Here is a 22,358-nt window from a genome sequence, read left to right on the forward strand (position 1 = left end):
GTCAGTGGCGGGCTCTAAAGTCACGGGCATGGCGACTCTTCCGAACCAGCTGCCGACGCTCGCGGCCGACCCGGCCGGCCGCTCGCTCGGTCTCGACCTCCCGCCCGGTGCCCTGCTCGACACGACGGTCGAGGGCTCCTGGGACGAACCGCTGCTGTGGCGTGCCGACGCCGCGGCGGCGCCGGGCGACTGGCTGCGGCTGGCGTCCGCGCGCCGCACGGCGGGCCTGTGCCCGGTCCTGGTCGGCGGCCGGCCGGACAGCGAACCGCACCCGGACAAGTGGGAGTTGGACCCGGACCTCGCGTCCTATCCGGGCGACCACGACGCCGAGGAGGTCCTCGCGGATCTCTGGGAGGAGTGCGCGGCCGAGGCGCAGGACGCCGACTGGCCGGGCCTCGCCCCGGCGGGCGTACCGGACGTCGATCCGGACGTCTGGGCGGCCGAGGTGGCGGACGCGCTCGTCGGCGGCGCGAGCCGGCTGACGGAGCCGCGCCTCGCGCTCGTCCCGGCCCGCCGCAGCGCGGACGTCCCGGCCGCCCTCGGCTGGTGCGGTCCGGTCAACCACACCGACGACGTGGCGGAGCTGTGCGCGGTCCTGCGTTCCTGGGAGGACCGCTTCGGCGTCCGGGTCGTGGCCCTCACCTTCGACCAGCTGATCGTCTCCGTCGCGGCCCCGCCCAGGACCCTGGCCGAGGCGGAGGCGATAGCCGCCGAGCACTACGCGTTCTGCCCGGACAACATCACGCAGAGCGGCCGTGCCTCGCTGCGGGCGTACGCCGAGCGCGAGGTGCTCGGCGCACGCTCCTGGACCTTCTGGTGGGACTGACCGGCAGTCCCCGCCGGCGCCCGCTCAGGGCTTGCGGCCGGTGACCGCGTACACGTTGATGTCCGCGTCCGTCACATCGTTGATGTCGCGGTAGCGGACCTTCTCGATGTCGTCGAGGCCGTCGAGGTAGGCCTGCTCGGGCTGCTCGGGCAGGGGCGCCGCGTTGTCGGGCCGCCAGTGATGGGCGGGGACGACACCGGGCTCGTCGACTTCCAGCCCGTTGTCGGTGAGAAACCGCTCGACCTCCGCCTTCGTACGCAGCACGAAGGTGAAACCGCGCTCGGTGTACGTCCGCTGGACCGCGCGGACGTTCTCCGCGTTGAGGTCCTCGGTGAGATGGCTGAGCACGAGCCGGCTGCCCGGGGGCAGCGCCTCGATCAGTTCGCGGACGATCGGGTAGGCCCGCTCGTCCTCGACGAAGTGCAGGATCGCCACGAGCGCCAGCGCGATCGGCTGCTCGAAGTCCAGGGTCTTGGCGGCGGCGTCGAGGATCTGGGCCGGGTTCTCCAGATCGGCGTCGATGTAGTCGGTACGCCCCTCGGGCCCGCTGGTGAGCAGGGCACGCGCGTGCGCGAGGACGACCGGGTCGTTGTCGACGTACACGACACGGGAGTCGGGGGCGATGCGCTGGGCGATCTGGTGCACGTTCTCCTGGGTCGGCAGCCCGGTGCCGATGTCCAGGTACTGCCGGATGCCCTCTTCGCCCGTCAGCGTGTTCACGGCCCGGCGCAGGAAGTCGCGGTTGTGCCGGACGTCGAGATAGCCGCGCGGATTGGCGGCGAGCGCGGCGGCCGCCGCGGCCCGGTCCACCGGGTAGTTGTCCTTGCCCCCGAGGAAGACGTCGTAGACACGGGCCGGGTGGGCCTTGGTGGTGTCGATCCTCCTCCTCAGCTCGGCGGGGTCCTGGCTGAGAGCATCACCGGGCATAGGGCCTCTCCCTGGGGAGTCGCGTCAGTCAACGGGCAACAACCTAACTCCCGCGGTGACTTGATGGTGCCTCAGCCCGGCACATCGGGTTCGTACGGGCTGCGCCCCCAGGCGGAGGCACCGAGCGGATAGTCGTAGGCGGGCCGCCCCACGTTCCCGCTCGTCCGAAAGGGACTGCCGTCGTCGTCGACGCGTACGGTCCCCTTCTTCCCCCCGCTCGACCACTCCAGTTCCAGGTACCAGCTCACGTTGTACGTCCGCGCGTCCGCGAAGATGTAGAACACCTCGGGGTCGGACTCACTCACCTTGTACGGGAAGTCGCGCTGCCCGGCCCGGGGCGAGGCGTCGGGCCGCCCGGCGTCGAGGTTCACACCGAACGACGTGGTCTCCACACCGCCACCGCACCCGACGCCCATCGCGAAGTCGTTCCAGGCGAGCGGCGCGCTCTTGTCCACCACCCGCACATGCAGATCGTCCAGGACGACCGTGGCCTTCCCGGCGCCCTGCACGGTCAGCGCGAGCATCTGCTGCCCGGCGGCGACCCCGCCGAGCGCGTTGACCCACCCGCGCGCGTCGGGCTCGCTCGGCGGCGGGGGCACCTTCTCGGGCTCACGGTCGAAGAGATAGTGCTGGCTGCACGGACTGTCCCACTTGTACGGATCGACGGCGACGATGGGCGCAACGGCACCCCCCGCCGCCCCGCCACTCCGCGAGACGGAGGGGCCGACGGACGCGGAGGGACTTTCCGAGCGAGAGGCGGACGGGGAGGCGGAAGGCGAGGCGGACTTGCCCTTCGCACCACCGGAAGCGGAAGCATCCGGCCGGTCGTCGGCGGACGCGGCGGCCCCGACGGCCCGCTCACGCCCCCCACCGTCGCCGCCCGCCACGAACCGCACGACGAGCGCCACGGACACGACAGCGGCGACCACGGCGGCTCCGGCAAGCAGGAAGGTACGCCGCCGCGAACCCGAAGGGGCAGCCTCCGAAGAGACGAGAAGATCACCGGAACCGACAGCACCCGCCAAGCCCTCCGCCACACCCTCGGAAGCGACGGTAGTCGCGGCCCCCACTCCGCCTGCGGCACCCTTCTCCTCGTCCGGGACCTCACTCCCCGCCCCCGCAGTCGGCGTCGCAGTCGCAGTCGGCGTGGGCGTGGGCATCGGCATCGCAGTCGACTTCTGCTTCCGCCGCGCATCAGCGAGAACCCACCGCCGATGCAGCTCGACCAGTTCCTCGGGGTTGGCCCGGCACACCCGCGCGAACCGCTCCACGGGCGCATAGTCCGTGGGCACGGCATCCCCGTTGACGTACCGGTGGAGGGTGGACGCACTCGTGTGCAGCCGCTTCGCCAACACCCCGTAACTGAGCCCGGACCGCTCCTTCAGCTGCCCCAACAGCTCCGTGAACTCGTCCCCCGCCACCGTCCGCACCTCTCTCCACGTCCCGGATCCGCATTCCAGGCGCGGGTCATTTCCCCACGTCAGAGCTGCTGCGGCCGTTCCGGCGTCCCAAAGTTCTCGCGGATGCCACGGCCGGGACGGATCTGCGCACAAGCTTGGGCCATCCAAGCACGCCACCCTCGGCCCCCGGCCGAGCGGCCCGTGCCATCACCCGTACCGCACCTCGGAGTTCACCCGATGTCCGCATGGACCGTCCGCACACGCCTACTGGCCGCCGCGCTCGCGGTCACCGCCCTGCCCCTGACCGCGTGCAACAACGGAGAGGGCATACGAGACGAAGGATCGGCGGCCGACACCACATCCATGACGCCTGTCATGGTCGGCGGAACACAACAGCCACCTGACCCCGTCAACGCAGCTTCTGCGCCACCTCGGTAGCCCAGTACGTGAGGATGTTCCGGGCCCCGGCCCGCCGGATCCCGGTCAGGGTCTCCAAGATCGCCGCATCCCGATCGATCCACCCTTTTTCGGCGGCGGCCTCGACCATCGAGTACTCCCCGGAGATCTGGTAGGCGACGACGGGCACATCCACCGCGTCCGCGACACGCGCGAGGATGTCCAGATAGGGCCCGGCAGGCTTCACCATCACCATGTCGGCGCCCTCTTCAAGATCGAGCGCCAGTTCCTTCAGCGACTCCCGCGCATTGGCGGGGTCCTGCTGATAGGTCTTCCGGTCCCCCTTCAACGAGGACCCGACGGCCTCCCGGAAAGGCCCGAAGAAGGCGGACGAGTACTTGACGGTATAGGCGAGCACCGCCACGTCCTCGCGCCCGATCTGATCGAGAGCGTCACGAACGACCCCGACCTGACCGTCCATCATCCCGCTGGGCCCCACGACGTGCGCCCCGGCATCGGCCTGCACCTGGGCCATCTCGGCATACCGCTCCAGGGTGGCGTCGTTGTCAACACGCCCTTCGGAATCCAGCACCCCGCAATGCCCGTGATCGGTGGTCTCGTCGAGACAGAGATCGGACATCACCAACAACTCGTCCCCGACCTCACTGCGCACGTCCCGCAGGGCGACCTGCAGAATCCCGTCGGGATCGGTCCCGGCCGTCCCGAGGGCATCCTTCTTCGACTCCTCCGGCACACCGAACAGCATGATCCCGGAAATCCCCGCGGCCACCGCCTCGGCGGCAGCCTTCTTCAGACTGTCCCGGGTGTGCTGCACGACGCCGGGCATCGCGGCGATGGGCACGGGCTCGGAGACACCTTCACGCACAAAGGCGGGAAGGATGAAATCAGCGGGATGCAGCCGGGTCTCGGCAACCATGCGCCGCATCACAGGACTGGTCCGCAGCCGCCGCGGCCGGCTGCCGGGAAAGGATCCGTACGTCGTCATGAGACCACGCTACGCCCGCCCGCCCACCGCCTTTGCCGACGCCCAGTCGGAGCCCGTCGGCCGCCGTACAACGGGAGCGGGCCGTGCCGGTACGTCGAAGTCCGTCGCATAGGGCTCCTGCAAAAAACCCCACACTTCCAGGCGTACGGCAGTACACCCGGAAGGCGACGGACTCGACGTACCGGCACGGCCCCGACCCACAACGAACGGACCACGCGGCGGTAAGTAGCCCAAGAACGAACTACGTGGTGGTACGCCGACGCCGAGACCCGGGCCGCCGCTCACTGGGCCGGGTGACAGGATCCCCGGCCTCAAGCGCGGAAGCCCGCCGCCGAAGCCCGAACTCCGCCAGCGCCTCGGCCAGCCGATGCACGGACGGCTCGGGCGACATGACATCGACACGCAGCCCATGCTCTTCAGCGGTTTTCGCCGTAGCGGGCCCAATACACGCGATAACGGTCACGTTATGAGGCTTCCCGGCAATACCGACCAGATTCCGCACGGTGCTGGACGACGTGAAGAGAACGGCATCGAACCCACCCCCCTTGATCGCCTCACGGGTATCGGCCGGCGGCGGCGAAGCACGCACGGTCCGATAAGCCGTGACGTCATCGACCTCCCACCCGAGCTCGATCAACCCGGCGACCAACGTCTCGGTCGCGATATCGGCCCGAGGCAGAAACACCCGATCGATCGGATCAAAAACGGGATCGTAAGGCGGCCAGTCCTCCAGCAACCCCGCAGCGGACTGCTCCCCACTGGGCACCAGATCAGGCTTGACCCCGAAAGCGATCAACGCCTTCGCGGTCTGCTCACCCACAGCGGCGACCTTGATCCCGGCGAAGGCACGCGCGTCGAGCCCGTACTCCTCGAACTTCTCCCGCACGGCCTTGACCGCGTTCACCGACGTGAAGGCGATCCACTCGTACCGCCCGGTGACGAGCCCCTTGACCGCCCGCTCCATCTGCTGAGGCGTCCGCGGCGGCTCCACGGCGATCGTGGGCACCTCGTGCGGCACGGCCCCGTACGACCGCAGCTGGTCGGAGAGCGACGCCGCCTGCTCCTTCGTCCGCGGCACGAGCACCTTCCAGCCGAACAGCGGCTTGGACTCGAACCACGAGAGCTGCTCACGCTGAGCGGCGGAGGAACGCTCACCGACCACGGCTATCACCGGCCGGCCGCCCTCGGGCGAGGGCAGCACCTTGGCCTGCTTCAGCGTCTGCGCGATGGTGCCGAGCGTGGCGCACCAGGTCCGCTGCCGCGTGGTGGTACCGGCGACGGTGACAGTCATGGGCGTATCAGGCTTACGCCCGGCAGCGACAAGCTCCCCCGCAGCAGCACCCACGGAATCAAGGGCCGCAGAGACAACGACGGTCCCGTCGGACGCCCCGACCTCGGCCCAGCACCGCGCGGACGCGGTACGGGCGTCGACGAACCGCACGTCCGCACCCTCGGCGTCCCGCAACGGCACACCCGCGTACGCGGGCACACCCACAGCGGCGGCGACACCGGGAACGACCTCGAAGGGCACACCCGCGGCGGCGCAGGCGAGCATCTCGCCGGCCGCGTACGCGTCGAGCCCGGGGTCGCCCGAGACCGCACGGACGACCCGCCTGCCGCCCCTCGCGGCCTCCATGACAATATTGGCCGCGTCCTTCGACGCGGGGACGCCAGAGGTGGCTGACGTGCCGTCAACTACCTTCAGCTGAGGCGTGTCCGGGCTCGCGCCCGTATCGGTGTCGAGCACGGTGACGTTTCGTCTGGCGTGCGTGCGGACGACGTCGAGCACTTCGGGTTCGGCGACCAGGACATCAGCGTTCCCCAGCGCCTCGACGGCGCGCAGAGTCAGCAGTCCCGGATCACCGGGTCCGGCACCGAGGAAGGTGACGTGCCCGTGTTCGAGGCCGATGGGAAGGGTGGTGGGGCTCAATGTACTCGCTCCCCCATCAGACCGGCCGCGCCCTTGGCAAGCATCTCGGCAGCGAGTTCACGGCCGAGCGCCATTGCTTGGTCATGTGTCTCGGGCACGGGACCGGTGGTGGACAACTGCACCAGCGTCGAGCCGTCGGTCGTGCCGACGACGCCGCGCAGGCGCAATTCCTTGACAATCTGCCCGTCGGCCAGCAGGTCGGCGAAGGCACCCACAGGTGCGCTGCAACCGGCCTCCAGGGCGGCGAGCAGGGATCGCTCGGCGGTCACGGCGGCCCGGGTGTACGGGTCGTCGAGCTCGGCGAGCGCAGCGACGAGGTCCGCGTTGTCCGCGGCGCACTCGATCGCGAGGGCCCCCTGGCCGGGGGCGGGCAAAATGATGTCGACCGGCAGGAAGTCGGTCACTTCGGCGGTCCGTCCGACGCGGTGCAGCCCGGCGGCGGCGAGCACGACGCCGTCCAGCTCGCCGTCCCGCACGAACCCGATCCGCGTGTCGATGTTCCCGCGGATCGGTACGGTCTCGATCGTCAGCCCGAGGTCACGCGCGTACGCGTTCAGCTGGGCCATCCGGCGCGGCGAACCGGTACCGATCCGCGCCCCGTTCGGGAGTTCGGCGAACGTCAGACCGTCGCGTGCGATGAGCACGTCACGGACGTCCGCGCGGACGGGTACGGCGGCCAGCGCGAGCTCGTCGGGCTGCCCGGTCGGCAGGTCCTTGAGGGAGTGCACGGCGAAGTCGACCTCCCCGCGCAGCAGCGCGTCGCGCAGGGCGGTCACGAAGACGCCCGTGCCGCCGATCTGCGCGAGGTGCTCACGGGACGTGTCCCCGTAGGTCGTGATCTCCACGAGCTCGACGGGCCGTCCGGTCACCTGGCTCACGGCGTCCGCCACCTGCCCGGACTGGGCCATGGCGAGTCTGCTCCGCCTGGTCCCGAGCCTCAGTGCCTGCTCAGTCATGCTCGCCCTCGGTTTTCGGCGCTCTCGAAATTATTGCTGTCGAAGTTCCTGCCGACAACGCGCCCGCTGTCGCCAAACCCACCATCACCACGACGACCGTCGCCCACACCACCGGCGGTACCGGTACCGGTGTCGGCGTCCCGTTCCTCGGCCCGCGAGACGGCGGCGACCGTCTCCTGGTCCAGGTCGAACAGGGTCCGCAGTGCGTCCGCGTACCCGGCACCACCGGGCTCGGCGGCCAGCTGCTTGACCCGTACGGTCGGGGCGTGGAGCAGTTTGTCCACGACCCGTCGCACGGTCTGGGTGATCTCGCTGCGCTGCTTGTCGTCGAGGCCGGGGAGCCGTCCGTCGAGCCGGGCGATCTCGCCCGCGACGACGTCCGCGGCCATCGTGCGCAGCGCCACGACGGTCGGAGTGATGTGTGCGGCCCGCAGTGCGGCGCCGAAGGCGGCGACCTCGTCGGAGACGATCCGTCGCACCTGGTCGACGTCGGCGGCCATGGGCGCGTCGGCGGACGCCTCGGCGAGGGACTCGATGTCCACCAGCCGCACCCCGGGCAGCCGGTGCGCGGCCGCGTCGATGTCACGGGGCATGGCGAGGTCGAGCAGCGAGAGCACGGGGGTGGGCCGGGGCACCTCGGCGACGGGCTCGGGCCGACGCCGCTCGGGCACCCGTCCGAGGACGGCCGCGGCGGCGGCGAGGGCGGTGATGGCCTCGGCCTCGGCGGCCGGGTCGAGCAGCGCCACGGAGCCGGTCTGGCCCTCGGTGGCCGCCGCCGACGCGCCCTTGTCGACCCACGCGGCGTGCTGTTCCAGTTCGGCCGCGCCCATCCCGGCCACGGCGGCCTCGCCGAGCACGGAGAACCCGGCGGTGCCCTGCACGGTCTGCACGCTCTGTGCGCCCTGCGCGGCGGCGGGGTCGAGGGGACAGTTCTCCTCGGTGCCGACGCTGGTGGGCGGCAGGTCATCCCGTACGACGGAGGCGCCGCTCGCGCCGCGCGCACCGGAACCCGGGGCCGGAGCAGGGGCGGGCACCCGCACCGCACGCCCCTCCATCGCGGTCGCGACGACCTCGGCGGTGAGGACGAGCCCGGTCGCACCGGTGCACGACACGACGACATCGGCACGTGTCAGTTCATCCGCGACGGCGTCGATCGGCACGGCACGGGCCAGCACGTCCGTGCCGCCCTCCGGCGCCGTACTCCGCGCGTACTGCTCCACGAGCAGGGTGGCGAGCCGCTCGGCCCGGTCGAACGTCCGGTTGGCGACGACCACTTCGGCCACACCGGCGCGTGCCAGGGTGGCGGCGGCCAGCGAGGACATCGAACCGGCGCCGATCACGAGGACCCGCTTGTCCCGGGCCCAGGCGTCGACCGTCGCGTCCTCGGCGAACTGCTCCAGGCCGAAGGTCACCAGGGACTGCCCGGCCCGGTCGATGCCGGTCTCGGAGTGAGCGCGCTTGCCGACCCGCAGCGCCTGCTGGAAGAGGTCGTTCAGCAGCCGGCCGGCCGAGTGCAGCTCCTGCGCGGTGGCGAGCGCGTCCTTGATCTGGCCGAGGATCTGGCCCTCGCCGACCACCATCGAGTCGAGCCCGCACGCCACCGAGAAGAAGTGGTGGACGGCCCGGTCCTCGTAATGCACGTACAGGTAGGGCGTGAGTTCTTCCAGTCCGACCCCGCTGTGCTGCGCGAGCAGCGTGGAGAGCTCGGCGACACCGGCGTGGAACTTGTCCACGTCGGCGTACAGCTCGATCCGGTTGCAGGTGGCGAGCACCGCGGCCTCGGTGGCCGGTTCGGCGGCGACCGTGTCCTGGAGCAGCTTGATCTGGGCGTCCGCCGACAGCGCGGCGCGCTCCAGGACGCTGACCGGAGCGCTGCGGTGACTCAGCCCGACGACGAGGAGACTCATGCCGGCATCACGGCGGGGACGTCCCCGTCGGGCCCTTTGCCGGCCTCCTTGGCCGCCGCGGCCTCGGCGGCGAGCACGGCGTCGGCCTGCGCCTCGGCCTCCTCGCCGGCCTTGCGCTGCTCGTGGAAGGCGAGGATCTGCAGCTCGATGGAGAGGTCGACCTTGCGTACGTCGACGCCGTCCGGCACGGACAGCACGGTCGGCGCGAAGTTCAGGATGGAGGTCACACCGGCGGCGACGAGCCGCTCGCAGACCTGCTGTGCGGCCCCGGCGGGGGTCGCGATGACACCGATCGACACACCGTTGTCGTCGATGATCTTTTCCAGCTCGTCGGTGTGCTGCACGGGGATCCCGGCGACGGGCTTCCCGGCCATCGCGGGATCGGCATCGATCAGCGCCGCGACCCGGAACCCGCGTGAGGCGAACCCGCCGTAGTTGGCCAGGGCGGCGCCGAGATTTCCTATCCCGACGATCACTACCGGCCAGTCCTGGGTCAGGCCCAGCTCGCGGGAGATCTGGTAGACGAGGTATTCGACGTCGTAGCCGACACCGCGCGTCCCGTACGACCCGAGGTACGAGAAATCCTTGCGCAGCTTGGCGGAGTTGACCCCCGCCGCGGCCGCGAGTTCCTCGGAGGAGACCGTGGGTACCGAGCGCTCCGACAGAGCGGTGAGGGCCCGGAGATACAGGGGAAGCCTGGCGACGGTGGCCTCGGGAATCCCTCGGCTGCGGGTCGCCGTTCGGTGAGTTCGGCCAGTTGCCACGGTGCTCCTGCGGGTAGCGCGGGGCTTCAGGCGGTCACACGTACCTAGACCGCCCCGTCGAATGCAGGCTATGTCTTTGTGAACGCGTGCACAAAGATGGTGTCCGATTTGCCCGGCCAACGTGACCGGGGTCACGCACCCCCGGCGCACCCGTACGGAACCGGCGCACGCGCACCTTCGTTCCTCACATCTTGGGGGCAAAACCGCACACTCTCCTCTACGATCCCCGCCCCCGAGTCCGAATCGCCCTCGATCCTAAGTGACATTCCGGCCCCGCCGGACTGCTCAGTCAGGCCACGGTCCGATTACTCCTGCGCCCCACCGGCCACCGCTACGCCGTGAGCGCCCGCCGCAGCCGGCCCTCGTCGACCCGCCAGAACGTGTGCTGCGCCCCGTCCACCAGCACCACCGGGATCTGCTCCCAGTACTCACGGCGCAGTTCGGCGTCCTCGGTGATGTCCTTCTTCTCCCAGCGCACCCCCAGCTCACCGCAGACCTTCTCCACAACACCCTGTGCGTCTTCACACAAATGACAGCCGGGCTTCCCGATCAAGGTAACGACCCGATCCTGCCGCCCACGCCGAAAAATAGACCTCATCCCCCTATCCTCCCGCGCGGAAGGCCGTACGTCGGATGCGGGTGAGCGGGAGCTGATAGCGCAGTTCCCCGCGCCCCTAAAAACAGACGCCTCCCAGGGGCGCGGGGAACGGCGCAGTCTTTCGTCTTCAGGGGCGCGGGGAACGGCGCAGTCTTTCGTCTTCAGGGGCGCGGGGAACGGCGCAGTCTTTCGTCTTCAGGGGCGCGGGGAACTGCGCACGTCCACACCAGTTGGCCCCGCACCTTCAAGCCCACGGCGACCGCAGGCTCCCAGGGGCGCGGGGAACGGCGCGACAAGCCCCCACAGACCCGCACCCGACGCACAACCCCCGGCGAAGCCACAGGAGCGGGCCCCAAGGCCAAGCCCCGCAACAACAACGCCGCGAAGAGTTCACCGCATTCAAACCTCCCGACTCCAGCCGCACCGAACAAACTGGCTATGCTCACGCCATGGCCGCTCTCGGATGGCTCACCCCCCGTAGGCGCTCCGCGACAGCGCGAAGCGTGCTGGCAGGCGAGGCCTCGGCTGAGGCAGCGCGCAAGACCTCCCAGGAGTTGGAAGACCTCGCAGCCGCGCCCGGAACCGCCGAACCGGACTTCCCGGTCCACGGCGACGACCAGGCCGCCGCGTTCTTCGACCTGGACAACACCGTCATGCAGGGCGCCGCGATCTTCCACTTCGGCCGGGGCCTGTACAAGCGCAAGTTCTTCGAGTCCCGCGACCTGTACCGGTTCGCCTGGCAGCAGGCCTGGTTCCGGCTGGCCGGCGTCGAGGACCCCGAGCACATGCAGGACGCCCGCGACTCCGCCCTGTCCATCGTCAAGGGCCACCGCGTCGCCGAACTGATGTCGATCGGCGAGGAGATCTACGACGAGTACATGGCCGAGCGCATCTGGCCCGGCACCCGCGCACTGGCCCAGGCGCACCTGGACGCGGGCCAGAAGGTGTGGCTCGTCACGGCGGCCCCCGTGGAGATCGCCACGGTGATCGCCCGCCGCCTCGGCCTGACCGGCGCCCTCGGCACGGTCGCGGAATCCGTGGACGGCGTATACACCGGCAAGCTCGTCGGCGAACCCCTGCACGGCCCCGCGAAGGCGGAGGCGGTCCGCGCCCTGGCCACGGCGGAGGGCCTGGACCTCGGCCGCTGCGCCGCGTACAGCGACTCCCACAACGACATCCCGATGCTGTCGCTGGTCGGGCACCCCTACGCGATCAACCCGGACGCCAAGCTCCGCAAGCACGCCCGCACGCTCGACTGGCGGCTGCGCGACTACCGCACGGGCCGCAAGGCCGCGAAGGTCGGCATCCCCGCGGCCGCGGGAGTCGGCGCGGTCGCCGGCGGCACCGCCGCGGCCATCGCCCTGCACCGCCGCCGCCGCTAGGGCCCGTCCGGCACGCCCCTCCGGGGGCACGTCTGTCACGTTGACGGCACCCGGCCACAACACGCCCTGGACTCAGACGGAACGCGAACCGAATCAATCAACAACCGGTCACTATCCGGCACTTGATCAGGCGTCATTCGGTTACAGAAGCGACGTAATCGATGATTTGAGCAACTGGGTGTAGCACTGCCTGTACGAAGCGTTATTCTCCTCAGACGCATAACGGACCCCACTCTTCGCCACGAAGGGTGAACGGTCCGGTACTGCACGTGATGGAAGCTCTGCCTCTGGGAGTCCCGTGTACCCACACGTCGGGGTTGACGCCTCGGGCCTGGCTACGCTGCGCGCAACGGTCCTCGACCGCTTGCGCGGCTTCGTCCCCACCGCGTACGCCGTCCCCGCCCTCGCTGTCTCCGTCGCGCCCGTCGGCCCGTGCTACGCACTGGCCGAGGGAAGCGCGGCGGTCGGCAGACGAGGACGTTCGAGCGCGCCAGCCACCCCCGCACGCCGCCCGGCCGCAGACAGTGACAGCGCCCGGATGATGGATCTCGTGGAGCGCGCACAGGCCGGTGAGGCCGAGGCCTTCGGCCGGCTCTACGACCAGTACAGCGACACTGTGTATCGCTACATCTACTACCGCGTCGGCGGAAAGGCGACCGCGGAAGACCTGACGAGCGAGACGTTCCTGCGCGCACTGCGCCGCATCGGGACATTCACCTGGCAGGGCCGTGACTTCGGCGCCTGGCTGGTCACCATCGCCCGCAACCTCGTCGCGGACCACTTCAAGTCGAGCCGTTTCCGGCTCGAAGTGACCACCGGCGAGATGCTCGACGCCAACGAGGTCGAGCGCTCACCCGAGGACTCCGTCCTGGAGTCCCTCTCGAACGCGGCACTGCTGGACGCCGTTCGCCGCCTCAACCCCCAGCAGCAGGAATGCGTGACCCTGCGGTTCCTCCAGGGCCTTTCGGTCGCCGAGACCGCCCGTGTCATGGGCAAGAACGAGGGCGCGATCAAGACCCTCCAGTACCGGGCGGTGCGCACGCTGGCACGGCTCCTCCCGGAAGACGCCCGCTGAGACCCCGTACCCCCGCAGGCTCGACGCCACGCGGCCGGCCCGCCGGACCGGCACCGGTACGACCCGGGTACGACCCCGTATGAATCCATACGCTCAGCGACATCCAACTCACCCTCCGTGAAAGTCTGTTGACTTCGCGGTCCGATCATCCGTCGTCCGTAACCCAAGTGCCGAGCCGCTCGTTGTGCGGGATACAGGCTCCCTGTGGTCACACCCTGGCCGTCTTCGATCACTCGATCGAGTTGTCGTGGTCAGGGGGTGCAACCCTCAGGACCCCCTGGGGAGCCGACCGTCATGACGAGAGGAGGTGCCGCCAGTGATCGCGAACGTATCGGCGCACCGGCGGACGAACGCCTTCGCCCAGGCCCTGGAGGAGCACTCCGACAGGGATACGGCGGCCGAGCAGTCCGAAGGACCTGCTCCGGCTGTCGCGGACCGGTCCGAGCAGAGCCGGATGCTGTCCCTGGCGACCGGCCTCGGCGAGCTGCCCAAACCCCAGATGGACCCCGAGGTCAAGGTCGTCCAGAGGGCCCAGCTGGTGGCAGCCATGGAGGCCATGCTGCTGGAGGGCACGGCCGCGGGAGGCGCGGCGGCGGGCTCTTCGGTCCCCGAGCAGCGGTCCCATCGGGGCAAGGGCACGCACAGGGCGACCGGGCTGGGGAAACTGCGGCCCCGTTCCCGGCTGTCGAAGGGGCTCGCCGCGGGCGGACTCACCGTGGGTGTGGCCGCCGGAGCCTTCAGCGGGGTCGCCGCTGCCAGCTCCGACGCCCTGCCCGGTGACTCGCTCTACGGACTCAAGCGTGGAATGGAGGACCTCAAGCTGGGCATGGCCGACGGCAGCAGCGACCGCGGCGAGCTCTATCTCGACCAGGCCTCCACCCGGCTGAGCGAGGCGCGCCGCCTGATGGAGCGCGGCCGCTCGGGCCCTCTGGACCACGAGTCACTGGGCGAGATCAGGCGCGCGCTGTTCGGTATGCAGCACGACGCCGGCGAGGGCCACCGTCTGCTGCACGAGGCCTACGAGCGGGACCCGGACTCCCTGGGCCCCATCCAGGCGCTCTCCGCCTTCTCGCAGTCGCACCGCGACGCCTGGGGCGCCCTGCGCGACCGGCTGCCCGTCCAGCTCGGTGATGTCAGCCGCCAGGTCAGCTCGGTCTTCGACGCCATAGACGAAGAGGTCGAGCCGCTGCGCGCGCTGCTTCCGCAGCCGCCCGCGCCGGAGGGCACCGGCCGCCACCGCGGCCCGAGTTCCGACCACCCCGGCTCCTCGGGCTCGGACCGCTCGGTCCCGCCCAGCGCCACGGGCAGCGACTCGTCCGACGGCACCGGTTCCGGGACGGGCAGCGGCAAGCCCAAGCCGTCCACGTCCGACACGCAGGACGACGGTCTGCTCGGTGGCAACACCGGCGGTCTCCTCGACCCGCCCGAGGACGACACCAGCGCCTCCCCGTCAGGCAAGGACACTCCCGCCCCCGAGCCGGATGTGACCCTGCCGCCCCTCCTCCCGGGCCTGCTCCCGGGCCTGGGCATCGACAGCGAGGACGCGGACTAGCTCCGGCCGGTACGGAGGTGGGGGCGCCCTTTTCCACCAGGGGCGCCCCCACCTCCGTACGCGCTCGCCGTCAGCAGCGGGAGCCGGCGGTCAGAAGAACACCGAGCGGCGCTGTACGAGCAGCTTGTAGAGCGTGTGCTGGATCTGTTCCCTGACCTGGTCCGTCAGGTTGAACATCAGCATCGGGTCCTCGGCCGCCTCCGGCGGATAGCCGTCCGTGAGGATCGGCTCGCCGAACTGGATCGTCCACTTGGTCGGCAGCGGCACCGCGCCCAGCGGACCGAGCCACGGGAACGTCGGCGTGATCGGGAAGTACGGGAACCCGAGCAGCCGTGCGAGGGTCTTCGCGTTGCCGATCATCGGGTAGATCTCCTCCGCGCCCACGATGGAGCACGGAATGATCGGCGTGCCCTGGCGCAGCGCGGTCGACACGAACCCGCCGCGGCCGAAGCGCTGCAGCTTGTAGCGCTCACTGAACGGCTTGCCGATGCCCTTGAAGCCCTCCGGCATCACCCCGACCAGTTCGCCGCGCTGCAGCAGCCGTTCGGCGTCCTCCGCGCACGCGAGGGTGTGGCCCGCCTTGCGGGCCAGCTCGTTGACCACGGGCAGCATGAAGACCAGGTCGGCCGCGAGCAGCCGCAGATGCCGGTTCTCGGGATGGTTGTCGTGGACGGCGACCTGCATCATCAGGCCGTCCAGCGGCAGCGTCCCGGAGTGGTTGGCGACGATCAGCGCCCCGCCCTCCGACGGGATGTTCTCGATGCCCTTCACCTCGACGCGGAAGTACTTCTCGTAGAGGGGGCGCACCAGCGACATCAGGACCTGCTCGGTGAGCTCCTGGTCGTAACCGAAGTCGTCGACCTCGTAGTCACCGGTCAGGCGCCGTCGCAGGAACGACAGACCGCCGGCGATCCGCCGCTCCCAGCCGTCGTCCCGCGGCTTCTCCACGGCGCCCGCCTCGGCCGCCGCTTCAGCAGGCGATCCGGCCGCCGGTTCCTCACGCGTCACAGGAACATCATCCTGCGGAATCGTTCGTGCGGGCAGGGGCTGGACCTCGCGAACCGCCGCGGGCTCGCCCTTGCGCCTGCTCCCCGCGCCCCGGCGCCGCGCGGGCCGCTGTACGGCACTCCCGCGGGACCGGTCGTCGTCGAACGGAATGACCTTGGCGTCCGCCATCGTTGATGCGCTCCTCGGTTGGCGCTCAGTTGGCGCTCTGCGTCGGGGGGTGACCACCGCCCAGTGCGGGCAGTGCGGCGATCCGGTCGACGGCCCCCGCGAGGGCCTCGGGCGGCAGCAGTCCGGGGCCCCGGCTGCGGGCGAAGTCCGCGAACGTCTCCGCCGTCGTGAACTTCGGCCGGTATCCGAGCGTCTCGCGCATCTGGTTCGTCGCCACGACCCGGCCGTGGGTGAGCAGCCTCAGCTGCTCGGGCGAGAAGTCCGTCATGCCCACCGTACGCAGTGCCGAGCCCACCCAGCTGATCGCGGGCATCAGCACCGGGACCGTGGGCCGGCCCAGCCTGCGCGCGCACTGCGAGAGCAGCAGGACGCCGTCGCCGGTGATGTTGAACGTGCCGCTGTTGAGCGTGCCCCGCTCCGGTTCGTGCGAGGCGATCCGCAGGACGTCGATCACGTCGTCCTCGTGCACGAACTGCAGCCGCGGGTCGTAGCCGAGAACGGTCGGCAGTACAGGCAGCGAGAAGTACGCGGCGAGCGGGGTGTCCGCGCCCGGTCCGAGGATGTTGGCGAACCGCAGCACGCACACGGCGACGTCGGGCCGCCGCCGCGCGAACCCGCGTACGTACCCCTCGACCTCGACCGTGTCCTTCGCGAAGCCGCCGCTGGGCAGTGACTTGGGCGGGGTCGTCTCGGTGAAGACGGCCGGGTCACGGGGAGCCGAGCCATAGACGTTCGTGCTGGACTTCACGACCAGCCGCTTGACCGTCGGCGACTTCTGGCAGGCACCGAGCAGCTGCATGGTGCCGATGACGTTGGTCTCCTTGACCGTGGCCCGGCTGCCGCTGCCCAGCGGGGTGCCCGTCACGTCCATGTGCACCACCGTGTCCACGGAGTGCTCGGCCAGCAGCCTGGCGACGGTGGGCTGCCTTATGTCGGCGCGTACGAAATCCGCTCCGCCCAGGTGGTGCTCGGGTGCGACCGCGTCCACGGCGACCACCCGGTCCACCTCGGGGTCACGCTGGATCCGTCGTACGAACCGGCCCCCCAGCTGACGGGCCACTCCGGTCACGAGCACGACCTTCCCCAAGATCAGCGCCTTCCTTCCAGCCGTCGACGACACCTGCTCGTACTCTGCCGTGTTCCCCGTGACGGTCACGTTAGCGGGTCGGTGTTGCGCTGTGATGACTGCCCGATGCACGAAGTCACCGCACCCGCGGACATACGATCAGACCAAGCCATTCGCCCCACGGAACGTACGCTCAGACATACGCACGGCGTTCGTATCACCGGACATACAGGCCCTCACCGGGCCGTCCGGCGCACACGACTGTGGCCCCCCACCGACCGGTGGGGGGCCACAGAGCGCACTGTCGCGGCGTCGCCCACGCCCCGCTTGCGCGTGGTGGGCGACCGCCGCAGGTCGCGACTACTTCTTGTTGCGTCGCTGAACGCGAGTGCGCTTGAGCAGCTTGCGGTGCTTCTTCTTGGCCATCCGCTTACGCCGCTTCTTGATAACAGAGCCCACGACTACCCTCGCTCACTTCTCTTTACTCGTTGCTGGGCTGCATGGGCCCACACGACTTATGAGGGGCCAGCCTACCCGCCTGAGCGCCAGAGGTTGTAATCGAGGGGTTCCGGGCGAAATCCCGGGGACGCGATCAAGCACCCCGGGACCCCTCCCGGACCGCCGTCAGGCTGTCTCCACCCCCACGTAGGACTCGCGAAGGTACTCGTGAACCGCTTGCTCCGGGACGCGGAAGGACCTCCCCACCCGGATCGCGGGCAGATGACCGCTGTGCACCAAGCGGTACACGGTCATCTTCGACACTCGCATCACCGAGGCGACTTCCGCCACGGTAAGGAACTGAACCTCGTTCAGAGGCCTCTCGCCAGCAGCCATGACACACCTGAACCTTCCGCACTCGACGGTCGCCGGCTTCCCCTTCCGGTGACACTTCGTCGTTGCGTGCTCACTCCCCAGAGTAGGGGCGGGTGATGCGAGTGGGGAAGAGGAGCCCCCATCGGCGGCCTACTGTGACAGACACGCTCGATTGAGTACATAGCGAGTAAGCGGTCGGTAGTAATCAGACCGCACAGCGTCATCAAGTGGAACGACGACGGACACCCGCCCCTCTGCCTCGCCGACGAACAGCGCGGGATCATCGGTGTCACCCAGGCCGATGGCCTCGAACCCCAGCTGACCTGCCCCGCAGACCCACCCGTGGTCCCCCACCACGAGTTCCGGAAACGGTCCGCCGGCCTCCGCGGCGGCTGCCAGGGCGGTACGAACCGGGAGGGGGGAGTGGGTGTGCGCGCCGGTCGCGTGACCGGCGCCCCGCGCCCCGGGTTCCCGCACCAGCGCGACTCCTCGTACGTAGTCAAGGTTGTACGTGCGTAGACCGAACCGGGTCGTTATGTCGACACAGCTACCATGCGCGGGGGTGAGGACGGTACACCCGGCCGCCGACAGAGCGTCCGCGAGAGCGGCGTAGAAGTCGAGCAGGCGGTGCGGATGTCCGGTGCCGAGGAGCACCGGGGAACGGTTCCGCGCGGCTTCCGCAAGCCGCTCCGCGAAGGCGTCGAGCGCCACGAGGGTGCGATCAGGATCGATCACATCGGGCCCGGAAGTGTGCCCCGAATCTGCCGATACGCCACACTTCTCCGCCATCAGAGCGATCAGATCGGACTGTTTCCAGTCCCCTTCAGGATCGAGTCCGATCGTCACCCGCGGATCCCGGGCGGCGAACAGCCGATAACTCCTGAGACTCGCTTCCCGCGAGGTCGCCACGGCCCCGGCCAGCCTCACCGCCAGCAGATGCGCCCGCAACGTTCCGGTACTCACCACCCACCGATGCTCCCGCAGGCACCACGCACCCGCGCCCAAAACAGCCCGCCAATCCCACAGTTGGCGTAACTGCCGCGCCGGATTTCGGCTGCGGGCCGGTGGGGGCGGGCCGCGCAGTTCCCCGCGCCCCTGAAGGAAGGCGGGCTGCGCCCCGCCTTCCTTCATCAACCCGTCCGGCGTGTGCTCTGTCAGCCCGCCCGGCGAACCTCTCAGCCCGTCCGGCGAACCTCTCAGCCCGTCCGGCGTTTGAGGACAAGGGGGCGAGGGGGCGCAGCCCCCATGTGTGGACGGGAACGGGTAGGGGCGGCGGGGGCGAAAAAGGCCCTAGGCCAACAACCCCCGCAGGGGAAACGCCGCCCGCCGAGCGGCCAACACGGCCTGATCCAACCGATCCGCGGGGTCGTACCCCGCCTCCCACCCCACGAACGACACGGGCCACCGCCCATCAGTCATCCGCGCAGGCCCCAACTGCCGCGTACGAGCGAACACTTCCGCCCGCCAACTCTCAGGAACGGCGGAAGACGGCGCCACCTCCCGCCCCGCAGCGATGGCGACAAGATGCGTCCAGGACCGCGGCACCACATCCACCACCGCGTACCCGCCCCCACCGAGCGCGACCCACCGCCCCTCGGCGTACTCGTGCGCCAGTTCATGACACGCCACCTGCACAGCCCGCTGCGCGTCCAGCGACACGGCGAGGTGGGCGAGCGGGTCCTCGAAGTGCGTATCGGCCCCGTGCTGGGTGACGAGCACCTGCGGCCGGAAGTCGGCGATCAGCTCCGGTACGACGGAGTGGAAGGCCCGCAGCCACCCCGCGTCCCCGGTCCCGGCCGGCAGCGCCACGTTCACGGCGGACCCCTCCGCGCCTGCGGCCCCGGTCTCCTCGGGCCACCCGGTCTGCGGGAACAGCGTGCGCGGATGCTCGTGCAGCGACACGGTCAGCACCCGCGGGTCCTCCCAGAACGCGGCCTGCACACCGTCCCCGTGGTGCACGTCCACATCCACGTACGCGACCCGCTCGGCCCCCAGTTCCAGCAGCCGGGCGATGGCCAGGGCAGCGTCGTTGTAGATGCAGAACCCGGACGCGCCGCCCGGCATCGCGTGGTGCAGCCCGCCCGCGAAGTTCACCGCGTGCAGCGCGTCGCCCCGCCACACGGCCTCGGCCGCGCCCACCGACTGCCCCGCGATCAGCGCGGACACCTCGTGCATACCGGCGAAGGCGGGATCGTCCATGGTCCCGAGCCCGTACGCCGCGTCGGCCGCCCGGGGATCCACGGAGGCGGCCTTGACCGCCTCGACGTAGTCCTCTCTGTGCACCAGCCGCAGGGTGGAGTCGCCGGCGGGCTTGGCCGCGACGACGTCCACCTCCCGGTCGAGCCCGAAGGCGTCGACCAGGCGCCGGGTCAGCGCCAGCCGGACCGGATCCATCGGATGATCCGGACCGAAGTCATAGCCCGTTACTGCCTCGTCCCACATCAGCTGTGCGCGGCCGCTCATGCCCGTCACCGTATCGGGAAGGTCCAGAAGCGAACGAACGGGCGTAGAACAGTGTCACGAGCACCAGCGCCATCGGTACGAGCATCGCGCCCCGATAGCTCCACGCGTCGCCCAGCGCTCCCACCAAGGGAGAACCGATCAGGAATCCCACATAGTTGAAGATGTTCAGTCGCGCGACGGCCGAGTCCGCAGCCCCGGGGAAGAGCCTGCCCGCCGCCGCGAAGGTCTGCGGCACGATCACACACAGTCCGAACCCGACAAGAGTGAACCCGAGCATTCCGACCCACGCGCCCGGCGCCACCGCGACGACCGCGAAGCCGGCGGCCGCGACGACCGCCCCCACCCGCACGACCGCCACCGCCCCGAACCGCCGCACCCCGAAGTCCCCCACGGCCCGCCCGAGCAGTGTGGTGACCATATAGACGTTGTACGGAACGGTCGCCAACTGCTCCGAGCTGCCGAGCACGTCCTGCAGATACTTGGCACTCCAGTTGGAGACGGTCGAGTCGCCGATGTACGCGATGGCCATCACCAGGCACAGCGGCAGCAGCAGCTTGAACCCCACACCCGCGCCACCGGTCCCGCTGACCCCACCGGCTCCGTCCGACGCCTGGGCCTCCTTGTGCCCGCTCCCGTCGACGTACCAGCGGCTCCCCACGAGCGCGGCGGGCAGCAGCACCAGCACGACAGGCAGATACGACACGAACAGCGCCAGATCCCAGTGCGCCCCCACCCACGCGAGCGAGGCCCCGACGATCCCGCCGAGACTGAACGCGGCGTGGAACCCGAGCATGATGCTGCGCCCGTACGTGTGCTGAAGGCTCACGCCGAGCATGTTCATGGACGCGTCGAGGGCTCCGACGGCCAGTCCGAACGCGGCGAGGGCGAGTCCCAGCTGCCACAGCCCGTCCCCGGCCCCCACCCCCAGCAGCGCGAGCAGCACGACCGGCTGGGCCCAGCGCAGTACGTGACTCGGCGGCACCCGCTTCACCAGGTGCTCGGTGCAGACGCTCCCGACGCCGGCGAGGATCGGCACGGCGGCGAGGAAGGCGGGCAGCAGCCCGTCGGACACGTCGTACCGGTCCTGGATCGCCGGGATACGCGTCACGAGGAGCGCAAAGGCGACGCCCTGGGCGAAGAAGCTGAACGCCAAGGAAGCCCGGCCGCGCCGCAGCACATCTGTCATGGCGGCTCAGCGTAGGGCTCAGGCTTACTCGTGGGTAGAGAAACAAGAAGATGAATTCTGCTCAGCTTCTGCCCCGGGTCAGCCCTGGAGGAGTCCCAGGAGCTCGCCCATCTCCCCGAAGAGCCGGTCCGCATCCGCCAGCCGCCCGGCCGGCGTCATCGCCGTGAAGCCGTACACGTCCATCCCGGCCGCGCGGGCCGCCCGCACCCCGAGCGGACTGTCCTCCACGACCAGGCACTTCTCCGGGGGCACTCCCATCCGCTCGGCCGCGTACAGGAACAGGTCGGGTGCGGGCTTCCCTCGCCCGACATCCTGGGAACTGAAGATGCGCCCGTCGTCGAACCACCGATCGAGCCCGGTCTTCCGGTGCCCCACCCTGATCCGCTCATGGCTCCCGGACGAGGCCACACAGTACGGAACTCCGTCCGCGGCCAGCTTCTCCAGGACCTCCTCGACCCCCGGAACCGCCTCCAGCTCCCGCTCGAAGGCGGCGAACACCCGCTGGTGAAAGACATCGTCGAAATCGTCGGGCAACCGCTCCCCGGTCCGCTCGGCCACCAGGTCGTGTACGCGATGCATGGCGGCCCCCATGTAGTCGCGCAGGGAGTCCTCGTACGAGGTGGGGTGCCCGAGTTCGGTGAGATAGGCGGCGAGCAGGGTGTTGGAGAGGGGCTCGCTGTCCACGAGCACGCCGTCGTTGTCGAAGATCACCAGGTCGTAGCGCATACCTACAGACCCTAAGCGTCTTTGAAAGCACACTGAAAGCGCCCGAACTCCCCGGAACGCAAAAAAGCCCCCGCACCGAAGTGCGGGGGCTTTTCCGTCAATAATAGTTCGGCGGCGTCCTACTCTCCCACAGGGTCCCCCCTGCAGTACCATCGGCGCTGTAAGGCTTAGCTTCCGGGTTCGGAATGTAACCGGGCGTTTCCCTCACG

20 protein-coding genes and 1 rRNA gene are annotated in these 22,358 nt (G+C 70.0%); 4 read left to right on the forward strand and 17 right to left on the reverse strand.

Annotation, left to right across the window (positions count from 1 at the left end; translation table 11 throughout):
- The first annotated feature begins 28 nt into the window (after positions 1-28).
- Positions 29-826: a DUF4253 domain-containing protein gene (locus tag ACZ60E_RS30640; protein ID WP_469444616.1), complete on the forward strand. Its 798-nt coding sequence runs from the start codon at positions 29-31 to the stop codon at positions 824-826.
- A 24-nt stretch (positions 827-850) separates the two neighbouring features.
- Here the strand turns inward: ACZ60E_RS30640 and ACZ60E_RS30645 are convergent, their stop codons facing one another.
- The 8 genes from ACZ60E_RS30645 to ACZ60E_RS30680 all read right to left on the reverse strand — a co-directional run bounded on the left by ACZ60E_RS30645 (position 851) and on the right by ACZ60E_RS30680 (position 10,710).
- Positions 851-1,753 carry an SAM-dependent methyltransferase gene (locus ACZ60E_RS30645; RefSeq protein ID WP_384806213.1) on the reverse strand — a complete coding sequence of 301 codons (903 nt, stop codon included), beginning with the start codon at positions 1,751-1,753 and terminating at the stop codon, positions 851-853.
- Between the two features lie 71 nt (positions 1,754-1,824).
- Entirely contained in the window at positions 1,825-3,174 is a 1,350-nt protein-coding gene (locus ACZ60E_RS30650; RefSeq protein WP_469444618.1) for a helix-turn-helix domain-containing protein, read from the reverse strand.
- Positions 3,175-3,562: 388 nt separating this feature from the next.
- Entirely contained in the window at positions 3,563-4,555 is a 993-nt protein-coding gene (gene hemB / locus ACZ60E_RS30655) for a porphobilinogen synthase (RefSeq protein ID WP_469444619.1), read from the reverse strand.
- Positions 4,556-4,796: 241 nt separating this feature from the next.
- On the reverse strand, positions 4,797-6,485 hold the full coding sequence (locus ACZ60E_RS30660) for a bifunctional uroporphyrinogen-III C-methyltransferase/uroporphyrinogen-III synthase (RefSeq protein ID WP_107020828.1): 1,689 nt from the start codon (positions 6,483-6,485) through the stop codon (positions 4,797-4,799).
- Complete coding sequence (gene hemC, locus ACZ60E_RS30665) at positions 6,482-7,441, reverse strand: hydroxymethylbilane synthase (protein ID WP_384806219.1); 960 nt, start codon at positions 7,439-7,441, stop codon at positions 6,482-6,484. The genes ACZ60E_RS30660 and hemC overlap by 4 nt, the downstream gene beginning before the upstream one ends.
- The gene (locus ACZ60E_RS30670; RefSeq protein WP_469444622.1) at positions 7,438-9,348 is read right to left on the reverse strand and encodes a glutamyl-tRNA reductase; all 1,911 of its coding nucleotides are present in this window, start codon (positions 9,346-9,348) and stop codon (positions 7,438-7,440) included. Before ACZ60E_RS30670 ends, hemC begins: the two co-directional genes overlap by 4 nt.
- The gene (locus tag ACZ60E_RS30675) at positions 9,345-10,112 is read right to left on the reverse strand and encodes a redox-sensing transcriptional repressor Rex (protein WP_210881859.1); all 768 of its coding nucleotides are present in this window, start codon (positions 10,110-10,112) and stop codon (positions 9,345-9,347) included. Before ACZ60E_RS30675 ends, ACZ60E_RS30670 begins: the two co-directional genes overlap by 4 nt.
- Before the next feature lie 331 nt (positions 10,113-10,443).
- Positions 10,444-10,710, reverse strand: a complete 267-nt coding sequence (locus ACZ60E_RS30680) for a glutaredoxin family protein (protein ID WP_469444624.1) — start codon at positions 10,708-10,710, stop codon at positions 10,444-10,446.
- Positions 10,711-11,159: 449 nt separating this feature from the next.
- On the opposite strand from ACZ60E_RS30680, the gene ACZ60E_RS30685 reads away from it, so the two are divergent.
- The 3 genes from ACZ60E_RS30685 (at position 11,160) to ACZ60E_RS30695 (ending at position 14,719) form a co-directional block, all read left to right on the forward strand.
- On the forward strand, positions 11,160-12,092 hold the full coding sequence (locus ACZ60E_RS30685; RefSeq protein ID WP_384806224.1) for an HAD family hydrolase: 933 nt from the start codon (positions 11,160-11,162) through the stop codon (positions 12,090-12,092).
- A 298-nt stretch (positions 12,093-12,390) separates the two neighbouring features.
- Positions 12,391-13,167 carry an ECF subfamily RNA polymerase sigma factor, BldN family gene (locus tag ACZ60E_RS30690; protein WP_107020822.1) on the forward strand — a complete coding sequence of 259 codons (777 nt, stop codon included), beginning with the start codon at positions 12,391-12,393 and terminating at the stop codon, positions 13,165-13,167.
- Positions 13,168-13,483: 316 nt separating this feature from the next.
- Positions 13,484-14,719, forward strand: coding sequence for a DUF5667 domain-containing protein (locus tag ACZ60E_RS30695; protein WP_384806226.1), 1,236 nt, complete (start codon positions 13,484-13,486; stop codon positions 14,717-14,719).
- 90 nt (positions 14,720-14,809) lie between these two features.
- Here ACZ60E_RS30695 and ACZ60E_RS30700 read toward each other — a convergent pair whose 3' ends face one another.
- The 9 genes from ACZ60E_RS30700 to rrf all read right to left on the reverse strand — a co-directional run.
- Positions 14,810-15,895, reverse strand: coding sequence for a lysophospholipid acyltransferase family protein (locus ACZ60E_RS30700; RefSeq protein ID WP_453795346.1), 1,086 nt, complete (start codon positions 15,893-15,895; stop codon positions 14,810-14,812).
- A 25-nt stretch (positions 15,896-15,920) separates the two neighbouring features.
- On the reverse strand, positions 15,921-16,982 hold the full coding sequence (locus ACZ60E_RS30705) for an NAD-dependent epimerase/dehydratase family protein (protein WP_384806230.1): 1,062 nt from the start codon (positions 16,980-16,982) through the stop codon (positions 15,921-15,923).
- Between the two features lie 339 nt (positions 16,983-17,321).
- A complete protein-coding gene (locus tag ACZ60E_RS30710; RefSeq protein WP_003948845.1) occupies positions 17,322-17,420 on the reverse strand; it encodes a 30S ribosomal protein bS22 in 99 nt (32 codons plus the stop codon).
- Positions 17,421-17,585: 165 nt separating this feature from the next.
- On the reverse strand, positions 17,586-17,795 hold the full coding sequence (locus ACZ60E_RS30715) for a helix-turn-helix domain-containing protein (protein WP_093781815.1): 210 nt from the start codon (positions 17,793-17,795) through the stop codon (positions 17,586-17,588).
- A gap of 129 nt (positions 17,796-17,924) precedes the next feature.
- Positions 17,925-18,740, reverse strand: a complete 816-nt coding sequence (locus ACZ60E_RS30720; RefSeq protein WP_469444627.1) for a phosphatase — start codon at positions 18,738-18,740, stop codon at positions 17,925-17,927.
- A 324-nt stretch (positions 18,741-19,064) separates the two neighbouring features.
- The gene (locus tag ACZ60E_RS30725) at positions 19,065-20,237 is read right to left on the reverse strand and encodes an acetoin utilization protein AcuC (RefSeq protein WP_469444629.1); all 1,173 of its coding nucleotides are present in this window, start codon (positions 20,235-20,237) and stop codon (positions 19,065-19,067) included.
- A complete protein-coding gene (locus tag ACZ60E_RS30730) occupies positions 20,188-21,423 on the reverse strand; it encodes an MFS transporter (protein WP_469444630.1) in 1,236 nt (411 codons plus the stop codon). Before ACZ60E_RS30730 ends, ACZ60E_RS30725 begins: the two co-directional genes overlap by 50 nt.
- A gap of 78 nt (positions 21,424-21,501) precedes the next feature.
- Positions 21,502-22,149 carry an HAD family hydrolase gene (locus ACZ60E_RS30735; RefSeq protein ID WP_469444632.1) on the reverse strand — a complete coding sequence of 216 codons (648 nt, stop codon included), beginning with the start codon at positions 22,147-22,149 and terminating at the stop codon, positions 21,502-21,504.
- A gap of 106 nt (positions 22,150-22,255) precedes the next feature.
- Positions 22,256-22,358 (reverse strand): 5S ribosomal RNA (rrf, locus tag ACZ60E_RS30740); the annotation flags it as partial.

Source organism: Streptomyces sp. NPDC102514 (genome assembly GCF_055584525.1).